Below are 20,985 nucleotides of genomic sequence, written 5' to 3'. Positions count from 1 at the left end.
CGGAGTCTATCAGGTCGCCCGGAAATCCATCCGGCTGCGCACGAAAAAATCCTTACAGATGAACAACGACGACCTCTGGAGTTTTGCCCTCGCCTGCTATGCAGAGCCCGGCGTGGAGAAGGCGTGCCTTGAGCTGCAAGCACTAGGGCTGGACGTCTGCCTTTTGATCACCTGCACCTGGCTGGAAATCCGGGGCGTCCGTCAAAGTGCGCACCGATTGGAAGAGCTGAAACAACTCAGCTTGGACTGGCAGCGCACAGTTGTAGTGCCACTAAGAAGTCTGCGCTTGGCGTGGCGCGAACAGGCAGCCACCGACACCGAGCTCGACGGCCTGCGAAAGTGCGTCAAGAGATTGGAACTGGATGCCGAACGGGTTCAGCTTGATCGCCTTCAACAAGCCACACAGCACTGGCGTACGGAGGACGGATCAGATGACTGGCTGAATCAGCTAAGCACGAGCGTCGACGGCGACGCCCGTGCATTACTGAACGTGCTGCGCCGTGCAGCTACTCAGCTGGACGCTGGCTGGGCGGACTGATCGGGACTACCAACCTTGGCTGAGGCCGGCTTGCGCGCGGCAGCGGGCTTGGCAGAGCTGGAAGGTTTGGTTGTAGATGCTTTTGGCTTTGCGCGGCTGCTGGCAGGCCGAGCGGGACGTTTCGCCGCGCTGGCTGCGGCAGCCTGGCCGCTGGAGGAGTTAGCCGTAGCGGACTTGCCACTCGCAACCTTGGAGACTGCCGGTCGAGCGCGCGTTGTGGCTGCGGGCTTGCCCGTTGCCGGGCTCGAACTGCTGCCAGACTGCTTGGTTGTCGCTGGCGCGGCCTTGCGTTGCGCGGAAGCCGAACGTGACGGTGAGGCTTTGCTTCGCGACGCCAGTGCCTTCGCTGCGGCCTCTTCTACCTGAGTGACACCTCTCGCCAGGCTCAAGCTCTGCTCGGCGTCGCGCTTGAGGTCGGCCAGGTAACTCAAGGTTTCGCTCTGCCGCGCCTGCAACAAGGCGAGCATGTCATCCAGTTCGGCCAGCCGGGCGCGAGCCTTGCTTTGGGCTTTCGACTTGCCAGCATTGCCAGCCTCATCGAGCTTGGCTCTCGCTTTGATCAGTTTTTCCTGCGTCTTGCCCCGCTGCTTTTCGAGCTTGGCCAGGAGAATCTCTGCGTCCTTCTGTGCATCGGTGCAGGCTTTTTCCAGATGCCCGACCAAACTCTTCGATAACTGCTGAAGCAAGTGCAGCGGAGTCGTGACCGCGTTTTTCTTTGCTGGCATGAAAGCGCCTCCTGGCTGGATTGGTGCAGCCATACTAGACGGGCTGCAGTGATCCGCCAACCAACCAGCGAAGCGTGCCGCAAGCAATCCTTCGCTCGCCCTGACCAGTAGGTGCCGGTCAGGCGGTAGCAGCGGGCTCTTTGTGCGCGGTGTGCAACACTTCGATCAGGCAGTCTTCCAGCTCGAAGCGCTCATGCAGCAACTGGCCCAGATGTTTCAGCTCTTCTGGAAGACCGGGGCTTTCCAGGCAATCGCCCTTGTCGCAACGATCATTAAACGCCACTGCGACCTGAGTTATCGCCTCGATACGCGGGTAAATCTGACGTGCCAGATCCAGCCCGCGCTTGTCACCAAAGGCTTCAGCTTCGTTGAGCAATTGCTCGTAGATCTCGAAATGACCAGCCGACACGTAGTCCAGCAGTATTTCGCAGAATTTCTGCAAGGCCGGGCGAGTAGCCGCTTCGCCCCCCCCATGCAGCCCATCGAATGCGTTGATCAATGCATGGCGTTCTTGCAGCCAGCGGTCGATCAGCAGGTGCACACCTCCCCAGCGTTCCTGGGCGTTCCGACAGCTCTCGAGCATGATGACCTCACTTTCCCTAATCGATGATGCCTGTTGCGCCTTCCGAGACGGTTTTTTGTCTTGGGATATCGGCCTTGGGTGAGTGACAGCGAAATTGGCAGAAAACCGACGCCGCCTGGGCAGACTAAGCTGCGCGGAACGAAGCATCAAGCAGCAGGGATGAATTTCATCTGGCCAGACTTGAGCATCAGCGCTTCGCCCTGCTCATTGACCATCAGGCGAGACGATCATTCGCTCGCCTGGACAAAAAGCCTAGTCGCGACGCAGCAACTGCCAGAAACAGAACACAGCCATCGCAATGAATGCGAGCAATGTCCACTCGGGAATGCTCATGCCAAGCAGTGTCCAGCTGACTTCAGCGCATTCGGCCGTACCATGAAGCACCAGCCGGGCTATCTCCTGGAACGGCAGCGCATCCATCATGTATTCGAGACTGGGCAGGCAACTCGGCAGCTGGTCGGCAGGCATGTTCTGCAGCCAGATCTGGCGTATCGCCGTCCCCCCTCCCGCCACGGCGAACAGGAGTGCGAAAGCTGAATAAACACGGCGACCGGTCCTGCCGGGACCGTGCAGGGCAGCGACCAGGCAGACCAGGCCAAAGCCGATGACGCAGATACGCTGAACGATGCATAACGGGCAGGGCGCCAGCCCGACGACATGCTCGAGATACAGGGCAGCGACCATCATCAACGCGCAGCCGATGAAGGCAAGAAGAAACAGCGAACGTGGGCTGGCCAAGTTCATGGCAACTCCGCAGACAGGAAAAGCTCGCTACGGTAGTGCGGCACGCGGCGGGCTGCAAGCCATACGCAAATCCCCGCAGGAGCGCGGGACGGATGTCACGACCCGAGCTGCCACGGCGACCGCTTATGACTAACTGCTGCTGGTTGTTTGTATCTGGTTGGCGCCGGGGTGATCAAGGAGCCCCAGGCCTTCCTGAAACAGCCGGTTGCTGCGCTCGTTGTCGCCCAGTTGGGCCAGCAATCGCGCAAGCTCGGCGCAGGTTTCTGGACGGTGCTCGAAACGCAGACTGGCCTCGAGGTAATCGCGCGCCTTGCCCCACAGCGCGTTGCGCATGCTCAGCCGGCCAAGCGCGAGCAGCAGCTCCGCATTCTCCGGATGAGCCTTGAGCCAGCCCTCTGCGTTCGCCAGCTGACGCGCCGCGTCCTGACCGCGGACACGGCCATAGCGCTCGACCAGACGATCATCGAACTGGCGCTTAAGCGCTGCATAGAGCACCTCTTCGGCCTTGGCGTCCGCACCCAAACGGGAAAGTCCGTCGGCGTAGGCACGCACCAGTAGCGACTCACTGCGCAGCCCGGAAGGGACGGCCTGCCATTTCTGATTGAGGGCCTGCAAAGCGTCCTCATTACTGGTCGTCGCGGCTTGGCCGGACTGCTCAAGTGCGGCAGTCCAGGCCAGCAGCTCAAGCTCACTCAGGCGAGCCGGAGGCAAAACACGGTGCTTGCGCAGCTCGGGCAGCAAACGGCATAACGCTGACCAGTCTTGCAGCTGAACGTAGAGCTGCTGCAGCAGGGTCAGCACATAGGCGTGACGAGGATGCTCGCTGTGCAGGGTATTGAGCGTTTCCCGCGCCTCTCGGTATTGGCCCCTGGCAATTTGCAGCTGAGCCTGGGTCAAGCCAACCGCAAGCTGTGATTCGGGCTCACGCTCCCTTGCCTTGCGCAGCAACTCATCGCTCTGCTCGTGCTCGCCCAACTCATTGGCGGCACGCGCCGCGCCAAGATAATGCACAAGCGGTTGGTGATCGTGCTCGGCCGCGGAGCGCAAATGGTCCAACGCGTGACTCCACTGACCTTCGGCCAGTTCTCGCATACCGCTTCGTGATGCCTTGCTGATACGCCGTTCGCGGTGGCGACGCGACCACGGATTAACCAGAGCCCCGGATGTATGCAAAAGGCCGAGCACCCAGTGCACCACCATTGCCAGCAACCAGAGGCAAGCGATCAGGCCCAGAAAAATCCAGAAACTCGATTCGTAGCGGAAGCGGTCGTAGCTGATCAGGACATAACCCGGATCCTGTGCGATGGCCCAGCCGAGAAACCCGACGATCGCTATAAGCAGGATCAGGACAAAGGCGAATCGCTTCATGCGCGCTGCCCCTCTTCGGTCGCGGCGCCGTCAGTAGCCGGCTGCTCCGGTTGTGGGCTCGCCTCTTCTGCCGGCTGTTCTGCGGGCTGTTCAGGACTGCTGTCAGCGGGCGACTCGGCACCTTCGGACGATTCACGCTTCTGCACATAGGTCTGCAATGCGCGGAGCGCCGGTGCGAGATCCGGCAGACTGACCGAGACCTGGCGTTTTTTCAGCTCTTCGATGCGGTCGCGCAGCCCTCGACTCTGACCGTTTTCTTCGCTGAAGAGGTCCTTGATCAACTGCGCCGCCTGATCGAGCGATTGCTGATAGACCTCTTCATTGCCATTGAGCACGGCCCACTGTGCCTGCTCGATAGCCAGCGACAAGGCCAAGCGCACCTGCGCCAAGCTTTGTCCGGCAAGCAGCGGTTTGACGCTATTACCGGAATCGAAGTCGATACGGACATACCGCGTCAGCTCATTCAGCCAACGCTGCCAGCGACTATCAGCCTGTCCGCCATCAGCACCGGGTCCCGCCTCGAATTCCGGTGCCAGGCCGTTGAGCTGGTTGGCCTGACCACGCAACGCGCCAAGCTGGAGAAACAACCCGGTACGGTCCAGCTCCGGCAGACTGCGCAATGCTTCAAGCCCTTCGAGCAACTTCTGCCGCGCTGCGTAAGCGCCGGGATCGTCCTGCTTACGCAGGATCAGGTCCGCCTCGGCAAGCAGCGATTCGGCGCTGTTCACGTCCTGCATCGCCGACAGACGCAACATTGCCATGCGCAGCAGATGCTCGGCCTCGGCAAGCCGCCATTGCTCGCGGCTAGCCCCGAGAACCTGTTCGACACGCCCCGCCAGCCGCTGCTGATCACTTTGCAGCTCGGAAAGCAAACGGCGACGATCCTCCAGCTGTTCGGCTGAGGGCAGTTGTTCCAGCTTACCGAGACGGCTGGCCAGTTGCTGGCTGCGCTCACCCAACTGGCGGGTCTGCTCGCTCATAGCCTGTGCCGACTGCTGCTGTTGCTGCTCCTGACCGGCGAGCTGCTGAGTCTGCCAGACGCTATAGCCCCCCGCAGCCAGACCGGCCAGGCCGACCAGCAACGCCAGACCGGCCAGCCCCTTGCCGCCGCTACGCGCATCGGGCTTGGCAGCGGACGGCGCTTTTGGTGGCGGCGACTTGGGCGCTTCTTTCGAATCCTTCTGCGGTTCTTTCTTGACCGGATTCTGAGCCGCGACGGAGTCGTTGCCTTTGGGTTGCTGCGGTGCCTTGTCGGAGTCTACTTCGCTCACGTTTCCATCCTTTGCATCAGGAAGCGGGCCCGGGAGTATCCCGGAGCGCCGCCAGCAAAGCCGCGGTTCCAGCACCGCGGCAGTCCACAATTCTTTTAGCACCCAAAGCCGCGGCCATTTCGGCCACACGCGGACTGGGTACGAACAAGGGTAGTTCACGCAGCGCTGACCATTCGAATCCTGCCAACTCGCGTAACGACTGCAAACCCTGTCCACTGCTGACCACCATGGCATTCAGCCGTTCCGAACGAACCAACTTGATGAGTCGGTCGCGCGGATACTCAGGCAGGTATCTTCGGTACAGCTGGAGGCTGTCTACGTGCGCGCCGCGGGCGCGAAGCGTGTCGGCGATAAGCTCACGCCCGCCTTCGCCTCGAAGGATCAACACCTTTGGATGAGGCGCGCTTATCGCCTTGGCAAGCCGTGGCAAGGCAAGCAGGGCTTCGCTGTCATCGCCTGCGACCGACCAGCTAACGTCCAGACCGTAATCGGCCAGTATCGCGCCAGTCGCGGCACCCACACTGAACCACGCCTGCCCTGCGGGCTGCTGCGGCCAGTAACGGCGGAGCAGCTCCAAGGCCAACCTGGCAGCCGGTTTGCTGACAACCACCACCGCAGCGTAACGGTCCAGCTCCAGCATGGTAGTGCGCTGCTGAGGTGTTTCGGCGAGGGCTTCGATAGCCAGGAGTGGCAGGCTTGCACTGTGGATACGCTGCGCCTCGAGCGTGGCGGCTAGCGCCGCACACTCCTCAGCCGGTCGCGTCAGCAATAGACGCCAGCCGCTCACGCCTTGCCGGCCTCGCCATAAATATCCTGGAGGATCTTTCCGGCGCCTTGCTGGAGCAACTCTTCAGCGATGCGCACACCGAGCGCTTCGGCTTCAGCACTGGGCGCGCGGCCTTCAGCGCGCAGGAGCAGAGCACCGTCGGGCTGTCCGACGAGCCCACGCAACCACAGTTGATTGCCTTCGAGTACCGCATAACAGGCGATCGGTACCTGACAGCCCCCGTTGAGGTGGCGATTCAGCGCACGCTCGGCCGTGACGCGAAGTGCGGTATGCGGATCGTTCATGCATTGAAGCAGCTCATGCAGCTCGGTGTCGCCGGTCCGGCACTCGATCCCGACCGCGCCCTGCCCGCCCGCGGGCAGGCTGTCTTCGACACTGATGCTGGCACGGATGCGCTCGCCGAAGCCTAGCCGGATCAGGCCGGCCGCCGCGAGGATGATCGCGTCGTACTCGCCTGCATCAAGCTTGGCCAGACGGGTGTTCACATTGCCACGCAGAAACTGAATCTTGAGATCGGGCCGACGCGCCAGCAGTTGAGCCTGGCGCCGCAGGCTGGAAGTGCCCACGACCGCACCGGGGGGCAGCGCATCGAAATTCTCGTAGTAATTGGAGACGAATGCATCGCGCGGATCTTCCCGTTCACAGATGCAGTACAGGCCGAGCCCCTCGGGAAACTCCATCGGCACATCCTTCATGGAGTGCACGGCGATGTCCGCCTCGTTCTCCATCAGGGCCGTTTCCAATTCCTTGACGAAAAGGCCTTTGCCGCCAATTTTTGCCAGCGGAGCATCGAGCAATTTGTCGCCCCGACTAACCATCGGCACCAGGCTCACCGTTATGTGCGGATGTGCGGCTTCCAGGCGCGCCTTGACATACTCGGCCTGCCACAGGGCCAGGGCACTCTTGCGGGTAGCGATGCGAATTTCGCGGGACATGAGCAATTCCAGACAGATTGAACTGCCGGCGATGATAACAGGCCAGGAATGGCGATCGGGTTGGCAGGGATCAAGGAAAGCCGTCCGGTGGACGGTTGAGCTGGAACGCGGCGCCTGTCCTTAGCGCCGATACCGAATCAGATGTTTTGCATCAACTTGCGCACACCAGCGACATGCCGACGGCTGACCGTCAACGGCTCGCCTTCAAGTCCCTTGAGGAACAGCTGAAAATGTCCAAGGGGCGTGCGCTGCAAGCGCTCGATACGGTCACGATAAACCAGCGCATTGCGGTGGATGCGGACGAAACGTTCGCCGAACTCATCCTCGAGCGCCTTCAGCGGCTCATCCAGTAGCACCTCGCCGCCTTCATGACGGAGGGTGACGTATTTGTGGTCGGCGATGAAGTAGATCACCTGGGGCAACGGTATCAGCTCAATGCCCTTGCGGGTCCGCGCACTGATATGGCTGCGCGGGCCGGTACCGCTCACTGCAGCCGGACGGGTCAGCGCCGCAAGCTGAACCCTGTTGGGCCGCTCGGCTTTCTTCAACGCTTCAGCGAGATGCTCAGGCCGTACCGGCTTGACCAGATAACCGACCGCACTGACCTGGAAGGCATCCAGCGCGAACTCGTCATGGGCGGTGCAGAAGATCACCGCGGGGGGTGCGTCGCGCTCGCACAGTTTGGCTGCAACCTGGAGGCCATCAAGCCCCGGCATACGGATATCCAGCAACACAACATCGGGACGCAGTTCCTCGATCAAGGACAGCGCCTCCTCGCCATTAGAGGCGGAAGGTTCCAGGACACGATAGCCGTCAAGGTCACCTACCAGTCGGCTGAGGCGCTCGCGGGCTAGAGGTTCGTCATCGACAATCAGCACATTCATACAGTTCTGGCTTCCTGCTTTTGTGTCGCACACGGATAGCGTAGACAGGTGTAGTAACGGGCATTACGCCGCTCCACGCTGAGACTCGCCGCGGGACCGAAAAGTGCCGTTAGTCGTGCGTCTATATTGTGCAACGCTTGCTGAGTACCTCTAGACGGGAGCTTTGGAGCCGCTTCGTCAAAGGGGTTACTGACCTGCAAATGGAACACGCCATCAGCATAGTACGCCGCCACGCTGACCACCCCGCCCTCGATTCTTGGCTGGATTCCATGTATCAGCGCGTTCTCCAGAAGCGGCTGCAGAGTCAGCTGGGGAATCGGTAGATCATCCGGCACGGCGTCGACCTGCCATTCGACTTCAAGTCGGTCGCCGAGACGGTACTGCTCAATTGACAGATACCGACGTGACAATTCCAACTCTTCCCGCCAGGGCACCAGGGTGCCGGGCCGCGCCAGGCTGGCGCGGAACAGATCGGACAGATCCAGCACCGCTTGCTCAGCCTTGGGCGGGTCACTGACGACCAGACTGGCGATGCTGTTCAGACTGTTGAACAGGAAATGCGGTCGAATTCGCGCCTGCAACGACTCGATGCGCGCGCGCAGCTCAGCCTGCTCCTGCCGCCGCCACTGGCTTTGCAGGTAGAAATAGCGCAACAGCAGGCCCGACATGATCAGGCTGATCAGCGCGTGACGCAGATACAGATTCACCTCACCTACGCGCGTCAGCGGGCCACCTAGCTGATAGATATCGGCGACTGCGGTGCACGCCAGCGTCAACCCAACCACCATGGCACAGCAGGCCAGTCCTGCCAGCCAGGCCGGCAACCTCGCCAGCAACGGTCGCAACTGACAGGTCAGACCGGCCGACAGCAACATCACCCACTGCACGAACAGGGACGACAACGCCAGGCGCATCCAGTTAAATCCAGGCTGCATCGGCTCGGCAAGCACCAGCACCAACACCAGCAACTCAGCGAGCAATACCAGACCAAGCAGGGCATCGGGCTGGCACAGCTCAGGCACGAAGAAGTCATCGAAAGGGGCCGCGGGCCGCGTCCGATCAGTTTTTTTTGTTCGCATGCATCGAGTGTCCGCGCCACGTGAGCGCAAAGCAAGGTGAGCCCGGCAAGGGGGCGCCGCCGTTACGCAGAGGCAGCCTAGTCTATCGGCTCGGTCAAGTCCGAAGGTGACGAGCGGTCGCCACTTCAAGGCTTCGGCAGTCATGAATGTGGCGCTATCGGCCGATAAAAGGAGTTCTACGAACGCCTCGCTATAGCGCATGATGGCTTAATGATTGCATCGCAGCATCAACTTCGCCCATCGCTACCGCTGCCTCAGGAGTATTGACCCGTGCTGCTGTTTTCCTCTCTGCGTAGCCGATTGCTACGACCGGTATTCCTGACACTGTGCGGCGCCGTTTTGGTGCAAGTCCTGGTTGCGCTCGCATTGACCCGGAGCACCATCGACGGGCTTGAGCAAGACATCGAACGAAGCCTGGGTGAGGACTCCACGCGCCTGCTGCAAGCGCTGCGGACTGCGGATGCCGAGGTTGGCGGCGGGCTTTCCGGCCTGGCCAAACGCATGACCGGTGACCTGTCCCGGGGACTGACGCAGCGATTGACCGAAGAGCAGGACCAGCTAAAAGACGTGCTTGAGCGACACCTCAAGCAATCCGGCGATGACCTCGCCACGCTGCTCGCCGGCGTTGCGCCAGCAGCGATCTGGGACAACGACGTACCGGCGCTGACTGAATTCGTCAGGATGGCTCACCGCAACCCGGCCGTCGTTTTCGTCGCGTATTTCGACGCCAATGGCAAACAGCTCACTCGCCATTTGAACCGACAAGACCCCAGAGTCAAAGCCCTGCTGGAAAAGGGCACGGGGCGTACCGCGTTCGACAAGGTGCTGTCAGCAGCCGAAAACGACCCGACGCTCTATCTCGCTAAAACATCGATCAACCCCAAGGGCGCGGACATTGGCCAGGTCATCCTCGGCTTCTCCACCTCTGCGGTGAGCGCAGAGCTGGCCGCCTTCGACAACCGCTTCCAGGCACTGGTCGCCAGCGGAGCAAAGCTGGTGGAAGCTGGACTCGCCACCACCGCCAGCGACAGTGCAAAGATCATGGCGTCAGGTCTGGCCGCTGCAACGGAGGTGGCACAAAGCATTGAGTCCAATAGCCAGAATGCCGTCGAGCGCTCAGCTTCGGCGCTGCTATGGAAAATCAGCGTCGGCCTCGTTGTCACCGGGGCATTGCTCCTGCTCGCCGTCACGTTGGTCCTTGGGCGTCAGGTGCTGCGCCGGCTAGGCCTGCTCAACACCGCACTGCGCGGGCTGTCGGCGGGCCACGGTGATCTCACCCAGCGCGTGAAGATCCACAGCGCAGACGAGGTGGGCGAAATGGCTGACGCGGTCAATCTGTTCCTGGCCAAGCTTCAGCCTATCGTTCAGGAAGCTCGCGCCATTGCCGTACAGACAGGTGCGGAAATCGACACCCTGGGCAACCGTAGCCGCTCGGCGGCAGCCGCCGCCGCGCGTCAACGTGACGAAGTCGCCGGAAGCCTACAAGCGCTGGCCGACATGACCCAGCGCGCGCAGGACGAAAGCAGAGCCATGCAAACCGCACTCGATCAAGTCGCCTCGATTCGCAAGGCCGCTGTAGACAACGAGGCGATTTCCGAGCAGGTAGGTCGCACGATCGAGGCACTTGGCAGTGGCGTACAGACAAGCGCCTCAGTCATCGAAGCACTGGCCCATCAGAGCGAACAGATTGAGGTGGTACTGACTGTAATCAGGGGCATCGCCGAACAAACGAATCTGCTTGCCTTGAATGCTGCCATCGAAGCCGCCCGCGCCGGCGAGAGTGGTCGAGGATTTGCCGTGGTGGCTGACGAAGTGCGAGCGCTTGCCAGCAAGACGCAGCAGTCCACCGGCGATATCCAGGCGCACATCGAAAGCCTGCAACGCGGTGCTCGCGATGCCGTCTCGGCAATTAACACAGTTGGCAAGCAAGCCGAAAGCGGCCTGGCCTCCCTGGTCAGCAGCCGCGACCTACAGCGCGCGCTACAGACTGCCGTCGAACAGGTGCATCGGGTGGTAAGGGATACAACCAACGGCGCAGAGCAGCAAGCCGGCGCTGCAACGGCCGTCCGCCAACGGGTCGAAGTCATTCTGAGCGAAGCCGAACGCTCCGCCGATGCGGTGACTGCGACCGCAGCCAGCGGCAAGGAATTGGGTGTGCTCGCGCAACGGCTCGAAGCCAGCCTCGGGCAGTTCAGGGCTTGATAAAGCCGCTCGCTTCACAGGGCCATCGCAGAAGCCGTGGCTAACCCTGTTATCATTTGGGCCCTTCAACCTGCCCATCTGATCCAGCGAGCGCATTCATGAGCACCGACAAGACCAACCAGTCCTGGGGCGGCCGTTTCAGCGAGCCCGTCGACGCCTTCGTCGCCCGATTCACCGCCTCCGTCGAGTTCGACAAGCGCCTCTATCGGCACGACATCATGGGTTCGATCGCCCACGCCACCATGCTGGAAAAGGCCGGGGTACTGACCGCAGACGAGCGCGATCAGATCATCGCGAACCTGAAAGACATTCAGGGCGAAATCGAGGCCGGCAGCTTCGATTGGCGCGTCGATCTGGAAGATGTGCACATGAACATCGAAGCCCGACTGACGGACCGCATCGGCGTAACCGGCAAGAAACTGCACACCGGCCGTTCGCGCAACGACCAGGTGGCGACCGACATCCGTCTCTGGCTGCGCGACGAGATCGACCTGATCCTTGGCGAAATCACCCGTCTGCAGCAGGGGCTGCTGGGCCTCGCCGAAGCCGAGGCGGACACCATCATGCCCGGTTTCACCCACCTGCAGACCGCCCAGCCGGTGACCTTCGGCCACCATCTGCTAGCCTGGTTCGAGATGCTCAGCCGCGACTACGAGCGCCTGGTCGATTGCCGCAAGCGCACCAACCGCATGCCGCTGGGCTCGGCCGCGCTAGCGGGCACCACCTACCCGATCCAGCGCGAAATCACCTGCGAACTGCTGGGGTTCGAAGCCATCTCCGGCAACTCGCTGGATGGCGTTTCCGATCGCGATTTCGCCATCGAATTCTGTGCCGCCGCCTCGGTGGCGATGATGCACCTGTCGCGCTTTTCCGAAGAACTGGTGCTCTGGACCAGCGCGCAATTTCAGTTCATCGACCTGCCCGACCGCTTCTGCACCGGATCCTCGATCATGCCGCAGAAGAAGAACCCGGACGTACCGGAACTGGTACGCGGCAAGACCGGCCGTGTGTTCGGCGCGCTGGCCGGCCTGCTGGTGCTGATGAAGGGCCAGCCACTGGCGTACAACAAGGACAACCAGGAAGACAAGGAGCCGCTGTTCGACGCCGCCGACACGCTGCGCGACTCGCTGCGCGCCTTTGCCGACATGGTCCCGGCCATCAAGCCCAAGCGCGAAATCATGCGCGAAGCGGCGCTGCGCGGCTTCTCAACCGCGACGGATCTGGCCGACTACCTGGTACGCAAAGGCCTGCCGTTCCGCGACTGCCACGAAATCGTCGGTCACGCGGTGAAGTTCGGCGTGCTGACCGGCAAGGACCTGGCCGAAATGAGCCTCGAGGAGCTGCGCCAGTTCAGCGACCAGATCACCGATGACGTCTTTGCGGTACTGACCCTGGAAGGTTCGGTGAATGCTCGCGATCATATTGGCGGTACGGCACCCGCCCAGGTTCGCGCCGCCGTTCAGCGCGGCCGCGACTTGCTGACCACTCGCTAAACCTCATCACGTGGCAGGCGCGACGCGGCTCGTGCCTGTCAGACCGGAGAGTTGTATGTCCCTGAACATCCGCCCTGCCAGTCGCGATGATGCCGCGCTGATCCTGCGCTTCGTCACCGAACTGGCAATCTATGAACGCGCCGAGCACGAAGTGAAAACCGACGTCGCCGGCATTGAAGCCAGCCTGTTCGCCGAAGACGCCAGCGCCAGTGCGCTGATCTGCGAGCGCGACAGCCAGCCGATCGGCTATGCGGTGTATTTCTTCAATTACTCGACCTGGCTCGGCCGCAACGGCCTCTATCTTGAAGACCTCTACGTCACCCCCGAGGCCCGCGGCACCGGCGCAGGCAAGGCGCTGCTCAAACACTTGGCGCGCCTGGCGGTGTCACGAGGTTGCGGGCGTTTCGAGTGGTCCGTGCTGGACTGGAACGAGCCCGCGATCAGGTTTTACGAGGCGCTGGGCGCGCGACCTCAGGACGAATGGACCACCTACCGCCTGGCCGGCGACGCATTGAAGGCGCTGGCGGAGCAAGCCTGAGGCAGGCATGCGCGGGAACTCGATCGGACGGATCGCGCCAAACGCAATGTCGCCCGAGCTGGCCCCCGCTTATGACCGACCTCAAAACGATGCTGCTTAATCAGGACACCCAAGGTGCTGAAGTATTCGACTCACCCAAGGAGCGCCTGAACTTCTATCGCTCGGAAATACACTTCGAGTCGACACTGCTGGCCAGCCGCACCAGTGGTTACCTGTCCTCGCAGTCGTTTCTGATGATCGCCTTCGCCTCTTCCATGGCCAACAGCAATCCCGACTGGGGCAGCCTGTTCCGGCTGGTTGTGCCGAGTGTTCTGGCACTCCTTGGGCTGCTCACCTCGCTGCATGCGATTCCCGGCATCCGCGCGAGCTTTGACGTGATCGAGCGCTGGCATCGCAAGCAGGCTGATCTGCTGCAAACCGAAGGCAATGTCGGACTGCTACCCAACCATGACTCGGCATTGTTTGGTGAAGGGAATAGCCCCCCAGGCGGCCAACGCTACAAGCGTACCCTGCTGTTTTCCTTAAGGACGCCGATCATCTTCGGCAGCGTCTGGGCATTGCTGGGCGCGTTCTGCATCGTCCTGTACTTCTTCGGCTGATCAGAGCCAATCCCGAAACTTGAACCAGGCATAAGGGATGATCGCCGACACGATCATCATCGCGAGCGCCATCGGGTAGCCGAACGGCCAGCCAAGCTCAGGCATGTGATCGAAGTTCATACCGTATACCGTGCCCACCAGTGTTGGCGGCAGAAACAGTACCGCCGCAATGGAGAACACCTTGATGATGGCGTTCTGCTCGATATTGATCAGACCCAGCGTGGCGTCGAGCAGGAATGCGATATCTCCCAGCAGCCGCGCCTGATGCTCCCCGAGCGAACGCACGTCGCGCTCCAACGCCTTCAGCAGGCCCTTGGCAACGCCCTGCCTGGGCTCATTGGCATGCAGTCGATAAAACGCCAACAGACGGGTTGAGCTGAACAGGCTTTCGCCCAACTGCGACAACAGCGAGCGGTTCTGCCCAAGCTGCTGGATGATCTGCTGCAGGTCCGTTCGCTGTTCTTTACGTTCATCGAAAATACACTTCGACAAGGTCTGAAGCTCGACCTGAACGCTTTCCAGGACGTCGGCAATCCGATCGACCACGGCATCCGCCAGGGCAAGAAAAATCTGGTGGCTGGAGGAAAAGGTCGACGGCTGCCGGGAACTCTTCGCCTCGAATTGCCGGAATGCACTGAGCTCGGTATAGCGAACGGTCACCAGGCAACGCTTGGTCAGGACAAAGGTCACCTGAGCATTTTCCGGTCGCCGGTCCGCAATCCCCATCACCACTGTAGTGGTCATGAAAATGGCCTCATCCTCGTCGTAGAAGCGCGAGGAATCCTCGATCTCAGCCAGTTCTTCCCGGGTTGGAATATCCAGTCCCAGGGCCGTTTCGATGAAACGCTCTTCCTCCGAGTCAGGCGATAGCAGATCGGCCCACAGTACATTCGCTGGAAGCGTTTGCAGATTCTCGGCAACACGCCTCACCAGCGCGCCGTTTTCAAGACAGTGAAAAATGATCATTGCTGTAGTCGCGTTCTCGATAAGTCATAGTAAGAATAGAAACCGACCCAAGCGAAGCGTTCAGCCGACCTTTCCGTAAAGGCAAGCTTGCCGGTACTCGCCTCGACACGCTATCGAGATTTCCACCTTACGAGAGTTGCGACATGAACGATGCCACGTCCGATGATGATGAAACCTTTGCCGAGGAAACCCTGATCCAGGCAATCGAAAACCAGCTTGAGGCCGGCGAACCCGCCGCCACTCAGGCTACGCTGAACAAACTGACCCTTGTCGGCTACGAGCGCGACGAGGTCCTCAAGCTGATGGCACTTGTGCTGGCTCGGGAGATCCGGCTGATGCTCGAGCAAGACCGTCCCTTCGACATCGATGGATACGAAACGCAGCTGCGTAACCTACCCGACCTCGCCGAATAGTCTTAGACAGAGGCAGGCGCGCACGCAGCATCTACACTTCGCAAACAGGGCCAAAGCCCATCACCCGAGGAGCAGACATGTCCTACACCCCAGAAGTAGTAGCCGAGCTGGAAATTCTTTGCCTGTTCAATCTCGACAACTCGCTCGAAGGCCTCAAAGTTCATCACGACGCCGGCCACACAGCCATCGCTGCCGCCGAGCGCCTGCACAGCAAAGGTCTGACAACCCTACCCGACGGCGGCTACCTGACGAGCCTTGGGCGCGATGCCGCGGAGCACGCCCAGGTGTTGCTGACGATTCTCTCCGAGACCGTTCCGGCTTAAGCTAAAGGCACTTAAACCCTGGCCGAGCGCGCTATTTTGAGGTTTAAACACCGCACAGGCGCTCGGCTATACCAGCCGCTTCTTAAAGCTGCGGCTTTCGCTGCCCGTGCTAGTTTTCGCCTCTCGCCTCGATCAACATGTCGGACAACATCGTTTGCCTGAACAAATCACCTCATGACACGCGCCCAGGAAATCCGTCCAGTCCTTGAAGAGGGAATCGATCGCAAGGTGCTTACCGCGCTTCGTGCTCGCTTTCTTTCATTGAACACCGCGCGCCTGGAGCGCACCCGCCTGGCCATGTCGTCCCGCCAACAGGCTGTACTCACGCTGTTGCCGCTGCTGTTCCATGTGAACCATCCGATGTTGCCGGGTTACGTTTCCAGTCTCACACCAGCCGGACTGGCGGGTTTTGAGCCTGACGCCGAAACATTAGCCGAAGCGCAACGTTTAAGCCGGTCGTTCAGCTACAAGCCTCTGCGCGGTAAGCCGCCGCAACCGATTCTCGGCCTGTTTCTGATGGGCAGTCTTGGCACTGTCGCTCAGGACGACCAAAGCGATCTGGATGTCTGGGTTTGCCATGATCCCCATCTTTCAGCGCAACAACTCAGCGAACTGCAACGCAAGTGCGAGCTCCTGCAGGGATGGGCGGCAAAGCAAGGCAGTGAGGCACATTTCTTTCTGATCGACCCGCTCCGTTTCACGCAGGGCGAGCGCGAAGCCAAGCTGACCTCCGATGATTGCGGGACCACTCAGCATTACCTGCTGCTCGACGAGTTCTACCGGACCGCGATCTGGCTAGGTGGGCGCACCCCCATCTGGTGGCTCGTGCCTGATTACGAAGAGCACCGCTACCATGACTACGTGCGCACCCTTTTGAACAAGCGCTTCGTGCGCAGCGACGAGGTATTGGATCTCGGCAATCTCGCCAGCATCCCGCCCGGCGAGTACCTCGGCGCGGGCCTTTGGCAGCTTTACAAGGCTATCGAGTCGCCCTACAAGTCGCTCTTCAAGCTGCTGCTGGTTGAGGTCTACGCCAGCGAACACCCGCAGGTGCGCTGTCTGGGCCTCGATTTCAAACAGGCGGTGTATGCCAATCGACTCGACTTGGACGACCTCGATCCTTACATAGTCGCCTACCGCAGAATCGAGCATTACCTCGCCAGCCGAGGCGATCAGGAACGCCTGGCGTTGCTGCGTCGATGTCTTTACCTGAAGGTCAACAAGCCCCTCAGTCAGCCGCCCAGCGGCCGCAGCAAGAGCTGGAAAAGGCGTTTAATCGAGCGTCTGTCGGCTGAGTGGCAATGGGATCATCGCCTGTTTGCTCAACTCGACGCGCGCAGCCAGTGGAAAGTGCGGCGGGTTGTAGAGGAACGGCGAGCACTGGTCAACGAACTGACCTACGGCTACCGCTTCCTCAGTGAGTTCGCGCGACGCCTGCAGATCACCAGCAGTATCAACGGGCGGGATTTCGGCGTACTTGGCAGGCGCCTGCATGCCGCGATCGAACGCAAGGCGGGCAAGGTCGAGGCCATCAACCTGGGCATCGCGCCCGACCTTGCAGAGCATAGCCTGACGCTCATCCAGGGCTATGACGCCGCAGACGACGTCTATTGGGCGCTCTACGAGGGCAATCTGAATGCTCAGCAGCTCGGTAATTTCTCGCCGCTGAAGCGCTCTCGTGAGCTGGTTCCGCTGCTGGCCTGGTGCCATAGAAACGGCATTATCGATACGGCCACGCATGTCGCTCTGCACCCCGGCGACAGCGGCCTGACTGAAGTCGAGTTGTTCGCACTGCTGACTGATATCCGACAGGCTTTCCCGATGCCGCCCGCGGCACTCGCTGACGAAGCGCTGCTGATCGCGGCCAGCCCGGTGAAGGTGTTGCTGCTGATAAACGTAGGGCTTGACCCCCTGAATCCTCAACAGCCCCTGTCGTTCGACGAGCTAACCGAATCCCTGCGGCATGCCGTTACGCGAGACAACCTGGTGCTGAGCATCGATCAACTGACGCTGAACAGCTGGAGCGAACTGATCGCGACGCGCTATGACGGCACATCCCCATTGCCGGACTGCCTGCGTGACTTCTTGCAGGAACTTCCCGTTCGTGGCGAGCGGCCCGACTTGCAGATACGCTGCTTCAGCCGAAACGCCGGCATGGCACTCGCACGGCGCATCAACACCGTCTTCACCGAGGCCCAGATGCTGCTAGACGAGCCGGGTGAGAGTCGTTACCTGCTGCAGGTCCGCCAGCACTACCACCTGCTCGATCTGGTGAGCGGGAATGTAAGGCATACCACGTTGAGTGACATGCCTGCCCTGCTGGACCACCTTGGCGAGGCTCACCACCGCGTACGGCCCATTCGCGTGGAACGACACGCACTCGAAGGGACCGACCTGCCCTTAATCCTTGGTCAGGCCAGAGCGCACTGCATTCAAGTCTTCTACCGTGTTCAGGAGAGCCAGGCGGAAATCACCGTTCTCGACGAGTTCAACGCACTCTGGCGACAGCAGCAACCCTATCGAGACGAGCAGAGCCTGCTGACGCCCTTGCTGCGTTTTTTGCAATCGGTGAGTTACCGCCGCAACACCCAGCTGCCGTTCGAGGAAAGCCGGCTGGCAGCGATGGACATCCTCTTCTACCGACTCATGGTACCGGCAGCCGGCCAGGCACTGGAGATAGAGCGCAGACCTTCGCCACGGGAAAATGTCGGCGATCCTTTCTATGACGTGCAGGCCATTGTCGAGCACAGCGAGAGAGGCCGCTCACGGGTGACCCTGTACTGTAACCATCAGGAATTTTCGAGCCTGGAATACAGCGCCGAGCTGTTCGCCGCCGTCGCACATTTCATTCTTGCGCAGCGACGCGGCGCCGAGCGCTACCCCTGTTACATCACCGATCTCGACATGTCAGGCCTGCACGGTACCGGTCGAGCACAGACAGTCCAGCACCTGCGCTACAAAGCGCATCTGGAAGCAGCACTCAACCAGGCGCTGAAGTCACTCTGAACCGTGGTGCGAACGCGCTTCGTCACATCCTTCTCAGAGATTGACGTCGCCCGCGGCTTCCGGCTGGTACTCGACAGCCAGCAAGGTGAGCTTGAGCACCTTGCCGCTGGGTGTCGGCCAATCGATGTGTTGGCCCACGGTCATGCCCAACAATGCCGTGCCTACAGGCGCCAGCACCGAAACGGTTCCTTCCTTGCCGGCATCCTGGGGAAACACCAGCGTCAGGTGATAATCCTTGCCGACACCCTCATCGCGGCAATGAACCCGGGAGTTCATCGACACCACGCCGGCGGGCAACTCGCTGCGCTCGACCACCTGGGCGCGGGACAACTCCTCTTCGAGCGCCTCGGCGGCCGGACCGTAGTCAGCCAGACCGTCGAGCAAGCGCTCGAGTCGCTGGAGATCGGGTTGAGTGATGATGATGGGCGGTGCGCTGGTCATGGGTGCGGGTAAGCTCCTGGAAAAGTAAACAGACAAAAAAACAAAACCCCGCCCAAAGGCGGGGTTATTTAACCTGTAACCGACCCTACCACAGCTCATTAAATAAGCAAGGGCACCCGTTTCGTGGCTTGGACCGGCTGCGCGCTACCCTCACAGGTCTTCGAATTCAAGCGCCTCGCCACCCTGCTGCTGGGTAACGCGGGACAAGAGTTCGCCGAGACGCTCATCGTTGGCATCACAGATCCACAGCGAGTTGGACTCGTCGTAGTCGAAATGGAATCCACCGGAACGCGCCGCCACCCACAGCTGGCGCAGCGGGGGCTGACGACTAAAGATAAGCTGGGTGCCATTCTCGAAACGCACGGTCAGCACACCACCAGAATTCTCCAGATCGACGTCCATTCCGCTGTGGTCGAACACGTCCTCGATTTCTTCCTGCACAGCGTCGACAAGATCGTGAAAGCGGGCTTCGCTCAGGCTCATGAATCCATTTCCTCGGTACGGGTTGCACGGCGGCACCGGGGGCCACCGACGATGCGGGCGAGCTTAGCAGGCCACCGCCGCGTCTAGCGAGCGGCTGTCAGGGCTGGCGTCCGATGTGGGACCGGCGAGCGCGGCCACATAGGCAATCCGACAGGTGCTGGGTATACTCCGGCCCATCGATTTTTCTAGGATTACACCCCAATGAAGCGTCTGCTGCTTCCACTCATCACACTGGCGGTTCTCGCTTCCGCGCTTACCGGCTGCGGCCAGAAAGGCCCGCTATACCTACCGGACGACGAGGCAACTGCCAAAGAGCGTTCCAAAGACCGATTCGAACTGTAAGGAGGCATTTATGGAGGCCTTCTCGTACCGCGACGGTCAGCTCTTCGCGGAGGGCGTGGCGCTGCCCGCTCTCGCGCAACGCTTCGGCACCCCTACCTACGTCTATTCTCGAGCGCATATCGAGGCGCAATACCGTGCCTACGCCGACGCGCTGCAAGGCATGCCGCATCTGGTCTGTTTTGCGGTCAAGGCGAACTCGAACCTTGGCGTACTCAACGTACTGGCCCGCCTTGGCGCCGGCTTCGACATCGTTTCGCGTGGCGAACTGGAGCGCGTGCTAGCGGCCGGTGGTCAGCCTGATCGCATCGTGTTCTCCGGCGTTGGCAAGACGCGCGACGACATGCGCCGCGCGCTTGAAGTCGGTGTGCACTGCTTCAACGTGGAGTCCACCGATGAGCTCGAGCGCCTGCAGCAGGTTGCAGCCGAGCTGGGCGCCGTCGCACCGGTTTCGCTGCGGGTCAATCCGGACGTCGATGCCGGAACCCATCCCTACATTTCCACCGGTCTCAAGGAAAACAAGTTCGGCATCGCCATCGCCGACGCCGAAGAGGTCTATGCCCGCGCGCACGAGCTGGGCAACCTGGAAGTTGTGGGCGTCGATTGCCACATCGGCTCTCAGCTCACTACGCTGCCACCATTCCTCGATGCACTCGACCGGCTACTGGCCCTGATCGACCGCCTCGCCGTGCGTGGCATCCGAATCAAGCATCTGGATCTAGGTGGCGGCCTGGGCGTGCGCTATCGCGAGGAGCAGCCACCGCTGGCCGGCGACTACATCCAGGCCGTGCGCAAGCGCATCGACGGGCGCGACCTGGCGCTGGTGTTCGAGCCCGGGCGCTCGATCGTGGCCAATGCTGGGCTGCTGCTGACCCGTGTTGAATACCTCAAGCACACCGAGCACAAGGATTTCGCCATAGTCGACGCAGCGATGAATGACCTCATCCGCCCTGCCCTTTATCAGGCCTGGATGGACGTCGTACCGGTGCAGCCTCGTGAAGGCGAGGCGCGCCATTACGACATCGTCGGCCCGATCTGCGAGACCGGTGACTTCCTTGCCAAGGAACGTCCGCTGGTGCTCGCCGAAGGCGATCTGCTGGCCGTTCGCTCGGCGGGCGCCTATGGTTTTGTCATGAGTTCGAACTACAACACCCGCGGCCGTGCTGCCGAGGTGCTGGTGGATGGCGACGAAGCCTACGAAGTGCGCCGCCGCGAAAGCGTGCAGGAGCTATACGCTGGCGAAAGCCTGCTGCCTGCCTGAGGCCACT

General features: G+C 61.2%; 21 protein-coding genes and 1 pseudogene. 10 read left to right on the top strand and 12 right to left on the bottom strand.

Annotation, left to right across the window (positions count from 1 at the left end; translation table 11 throughout):
- Positions 1-58: 58 nt before the first annotated feature.
- A complete protein-coding gene (locus AAGW23_RS16390; RefSeq protein ID WP_342407409.1) occupies positions 59-538 on the top strand; it encodes a TIGR02444 family protein in 480 nt (159 codons plus the stop codon).
- On the opposite strand, the gene AAGW23_RS16385 is transcribed toward AAGW23_RS16390, so the two are convergent.
- The 9 genes from AAGW23_RS16385 to AAGW23_RS16345 form a co-directional block, all read right to left on the bottom strand.
- The gene (locus AAGW23_RS16385) at positions 511-1,263 is read right to left on the bottom strand and encodes an AlgP family protein (protein ID WP_342407408.1); all 753 of its coding nucleotides are present in this window, start codon (positions 1,261-1,263) and stop codon (positions 511-513) included. The genes AAGW23_RS16390 and AAGW23_RS16385 overlap by 28 nt on opposite strands.
- A gap of 118 nt (positions 1,264-1,381) precedes the next feature.
- The gene (gene rsd / locus AAGW23_RS16380; protein ID WP_342407407.1) at positions 1,382-1,846 is read right to left on the bottom strand and encodes a sigma D regulator; all 465 of its coding nucleotides are present in this window, start codon (positions 1,844-1,846) and stop codon (positions 1,382-1,384) included.
- Positions 1,847-2,098: 252 nt separating this feature from the next.
- Complete coding sequence (locus tag AAGW23_RS16375) at positions 2,099-2,590, bottom strand: disulfide bond formation protein B (protein WP_342407406.1); 492 nt, start codon at positions 2,588-2,590, stop codon at positions 2,099-2,101.
- Positions 2,591-2,719: 129 nt separating this feature from the next.
- Complete coding sequence (locus tag AAGW23_RS16370; RefSeq protein WP_342407405.1) at positions 2,720-3,958, bottom strand: heme biosynthesis HemY N-terminal domain-containing protein; 1,239 nt, start codon at positions 3,956-3,958, stop codon at positions 2,720-2,722.
- Positions 3,955-5,229, bottom strand: a complete 1,275-nt coding sequence (locus AAGW23_RS16365; RefSeq protein ID WP_342407404.1) for a uroporphyrinogen-III C-methyltransferase — start codon at positions 5,227-5,229, stop codon at positions 3,955-3,957. The genes AAGW23_RS16370 and AAGW23_RS16365 overlap by 4 nt, the downstream gene beginning before the upstream one ends.
- A 16-nt stretch (positions 5,230-5,245) precedes the next feature.
- Positions 5,246-6,016 (bottom strand): uroporphyrinogen-III synthase, encoded by a 771-nt coding sequence (locus AAGW23_RS16360; RefSeq protein WP_342407403.1) that lies wholly within the window; start codon positions 6,014-6,016, stop codon positions 5,246-5,248.
- Positions 6,013-6,951: a hydroxymethylbilane synthase gene (gene hemC, locus AAGW23_RS16355; RefSeq protein ID WP_342407402.1), complete on the bottom strand. Its 939-nt coding sequence runs from the start codon at positions 6,949-6,951 to the stop codon at positions 6,013-6,015. Before hemC ends, AAGW23_RS16360 begins: the two co-directional genes overlap by 4 nt.
- A 137-nt stretch (positions 6,952-7,088) precedes the next feature.
- The gene (locus AAGW23_RS16350) at positions 7,089-7,835 is read right to left on the bottom strand and encodes a LytTR family DNA-binding domain-containing protein (protein WP_342407401.1); all 747 of its coding nucleotides are present in this window, start codon (positions 7,833-7,835) and stop codon (positions 7,089-7,091) included.
- Entirely contained in the window at positions 7,832-8,914 is a 1,083-nt protein-coding gene (locus AAGW23_RS16345; protein WP_342407400.1) for a sensor histidine kinase, read from the bottom strand. Before AAGW23_RS16345 ends, AAGW23_RS16350 begins: the two co-directional genes overlap by 4 nt.
- A 270-nt stretch (positions 8,915-9,184) precedes the next feature.
- On the opposite strand from AAGW23_RS16345, the gene AAGW23_RS16340 reads away from it, so the two are divergent.
- From AAGW23_RS16340 to AAGW23_RS16325, 4 genes are all read left to right on the top strand, one after another.
- Positions 9,185-11,116 (top strand): methyl-accepting chemotaxis protein, encoded by a 1,932-nt coding sequence (locus AAGW23_RS16340; RefSeq protein ID WP_342407399.1) that lies wholly within the window; start codon positions 9,185-9,187, stop codon positions 11,114-11,116.
- A gap of 98 nt (positions 11,117-11,214) precedes the next feature.
- The gene (gene argH, locus AAGW23_RS16335; protein WP_342407398.1) at positions 11,215-12,609 is read left to right on the top strand and encodes an argininosuccinate lyase; all 1,395 of its coding nucleotides are present in this window, start codon (positions 11,215-11,217) and stop codon (positions 12,607-12,609) included.
- Positions 12,610-12,664: 55 nt separating this feature from the next.
- Entirely contained in the window at positions 12,665-13,147 is a 483-nt protein-coding gene (locus tag AAGW23_RS16330) for a GNAT family N-acetyltransferase (RefSeq protein WP_342407397.1), read from the top strand.
- Between the two features lie 71 nt (positions 13,148-13,218).
- Complete coding sequence (locus AAGW23_RS16325) at positions 13,219-13,746, top strand: hypothetical protein (protein WP_200636289.1); 528 nt, start codon at positions 13,219-13,221, stop codon at positions 13,744-13,746.
- Here the strand turns inward: AAGW23_RS16325 and AAGW23_RS16320 are convergent, their stop codons facing one another.
- Positions 13,747-14,712 (bottom strand): magnesium transporter CorA family protein, encoded by a 966-nt coding sequence (locus AAGW23_RS16320; RefSeq protein WP_200636288.1) that lies wholly within the window; start codon positions 14,710-14,712, stop codon positions 13,747-13,749.
- A 155-nt stretch (positions 14,713-14,867) separates the two neighbouring features.
- Between AAGW23_RS16320 and AAGW23_RS16315 the strand changes: the two are divergent.
- From AAGW23_RS16315 to AAGW23_RS16305, 3 genes and pseudogenes are all read left to right on the top strand, one after another.
- Positions 14,868-15,125: pseudogene (locus AAGW23_RS16315) on the top strand (hypothetical protein); the annotation flags it as partial.
- Between the two features lie 77 nt (positions 15,126-15,202).
- Complete coding sequence (locus tag AAGW23_RS16310) at positions 15,203-15,448, top strand: TIGR02647 family protein (protein WP_102837279.1); 246 nt, start codon at positions 15,203-15,205, stop codon at positions 15,446-15,448.
- A 174-nt stretch (positions 15,449-15,622) separates the two neighbouring features.
- A complete protein-coding gene (locus tag AAGW23_RS16305) occupies positions 15,623-18,454 on the top strand; it encodes a class I adenylate cyclase (RefSeq protein WP_342407396.1) in 2,832 nt (943 codons plus the stop codon).
- Between the two features lie 33 nt (positions 18,455-18,487).
- Here AAGW23_RS16305 and rnk read toward each other — a convergent pair whose 3' ends face one another.
- Together rnk and cyaY are read right to left on the bottom strand one after the other, a co-directional pair.
- Positions 18,488-18,895, bottom strand: a complete 408-nt coding sequence (rnk, locus tag AAGW23_RS16300) for a nucleoside diphosphate kinase regulator (protein ID WP_102837277.1) — start codon at positions 18,893-18,895, stop codon at positions 18,488-18,490.
- 150 nt (positions 18,896-19,045) lie between these two features.
- Positions 19,046-19,378 (bottom strand): iron donor protein CyaY, encoded by a 333-nt coding sequence (gene cyaY, locus AAGW23_RS16295; protein ID WP_342407395.1) that lies wholly within the window; start codon positions 19,376-19,378, stop codon positions 19,046-19,048.
- A 201-nt stretch (positions 19,379-19,579) separates the two neighbouring features.
- Between cyaY and lptM the strand changes: the two genes are divergently transcribed.
- Together lptM and lysA are read left to right on the top strand one after the other, a co-directional pair.
- Positions 19,580-19,720: an LPS translocon maturation chaperone LptM gene (gene lptM, locus AAGW23_RS16290; RefSeq protein WP_342407394.1), complete on the top strand. Its 141-nt coding sequence runs from the start codon at positions 19,580-19,582 to the stop codon at positions 19,718-19,720.
- A 10-nt stretch (positions 19,721-19,730) separates the two neighbouring features.
- Positions 19,731-20,978 (top strand): diaminopimelate decarboxylase, encoded by a 1,248-nt coding sequence (gene lysA / locus AAGW23_RS16285; protein WP_342407393.1) that lies wholly within the window; start codon positions 19,731-19,733, stop codon positions 20,976-20,978.
- Positions 20,979-20,985: the final 7 nt, after the last annotated feature.

It is taken from the genome of Stutzerimonas chloritidismutans (assembly GCF_038562055.1).
Classification (GTDB): domain Bacteria; phylum Pseudomonadota; class Gammaproteobacteria; order Pseudomonadales; family Pseudomonadaceae; genus Stutzerimonas; species Stutzerimonas chloritidismutans_A.
This window is presented reverse-complemented; position numbering and strand designations above follow the sequence as displayed.

What these genes read in the sequence shown, in the direction of transcription:
- AAGW23_RS16345 (WP_342407400.1), bottom strand. Translation starts at nt 8,914, where the DNA reads ATGCGAACAAAAAAAACTGATCGGACGCGGCCCGCGGCCCCTTTCGAT.
- AAGW23_RS16350 (WP_342407401.1), bottom strand. Translation starts at nt 7,835, where the DNA reads ATGAATGTGCTGATTGTCGATGACGAACCTCTAGCCCGCGAGCGCCTC.
- lptM (WP_342407394.1), top strand. Translation starts at nt 19,580, where the DNA reads ATGAAGCGTCTGCTGCTTCCACTCATCACACTGGCGGTTCTCGCTTCC.
- rsd (WP_342407407.1), bottom strand. Translation starts at nt 1,846, where the DNA reads ATGCTCGAGAGCTGTCGGAACGCCCAGGAACGCTGGGGAGGTGTGCAC.
- lysA (WP_342407393.1), top strand. Translation starts at nt 19,731, where the DNA reads ATGGAGGCCTTCTCGTACCGCGACGGTCAGCTCTTCGCGGAGGGCGTG.
- hemC (WP_342407402.1), bottom strand. Translation starts at nt 6,951, where the DNA reads ATGTCCCGCGAAATTCGCATCGCTACCCGCAAGAGTGCCCTGGCCCTG.
- rnk (WP_102837277.1), bottom strand. Translation starts at nt 18,895, where the DNA reads ATGACCAGCGCACCGCCCATCATCATCACTCAACCCGATCTCCAGCGA.
- AAGW23_RS16375 (WP_342407406.1), bottom strand. Translation starts at nt 2,590, where the DNA reads ATGAACTTGGCCAGCCCACGTTCGCTGTTTCTTCTTGCCTTCATCGGC.
- AAGW23_RS16310 (WP_102837279.1), top strand. Translation starts at nt 15,203, where the DNA reads ATGTCCTACACCCCAGAAGTAGTAGCCGAGCTGGAAATTCTTTGCCTG.
- AAGW23_RS16370 (WP_342407405.1), bottom strand. Translation starts at nt 3,958, where the DNA reads ATGAAGCGATTCGCCTTTGTCCTGATCCTGCTTATAGCGATCGTCGGG.
- AAGW23_RS16330 (WP_342407397.1), top strand. Translation starts at nt 12,665, where the DNA reads ATGTCCCTGAACATCCGCCCTGCCAGTCGCGATGATGCCGCGCTGATC.
- argH (WP_342407398.1), top strand. Translation starts at nt 11,215, where the DNA reads ATGAGCACCGACAAGACCAACCAGTCCTGGGGCGGCCGTTTCAGCGAG.
- AAGW23_RS16320 (WP_200636288.1), bottom strand. Translation starts at nt 14,712, where the DNA reads ATGATCATTTTTCACTGTCTTGAAAACGGCGCGCTGGTGAGGCGTGTT.
- AAGW23_RS16390 (WP_342407409.1), top strand. Translation starts at nt 59, where the DNA reads ATGAACAACGACGACCTCTGGAGTTTTGCCCTCGCCTGCTATGCAGAG.
- AAGW23_RS16325 (WP_200636289.1), top strand. Translation starts at nt 13,219, where the DNA reads ATGACCGACCTCAAAACGATGCTGCTTAATCAGGACACCCAAGGTGCT.
- cyaY (WP_342407395.1), bottom strand. Translation starts at nt 19,378, where the DNA reads ATGAGCCTGAGCGAAGCCCGCTTTCACGATCTTGTCGACGCTGTGCAG.
- AAGW23_RS16385 (WP_342407408.1), bottom strand. Translation starts at nt 1,263, where the DNA reads ATGCCAGCAAAGAAAAACGCGGTCACGACTCCGCTGCACTTGCTTCAG.
- AAGW23_RS16305 (WP_342407396.1), top strand. Translation starts at nt 15,623, where the DNA reads ATGACACGCGCCCAGGAAATCCGTCCAGTCCTTGAAGAGGGAATCGAT.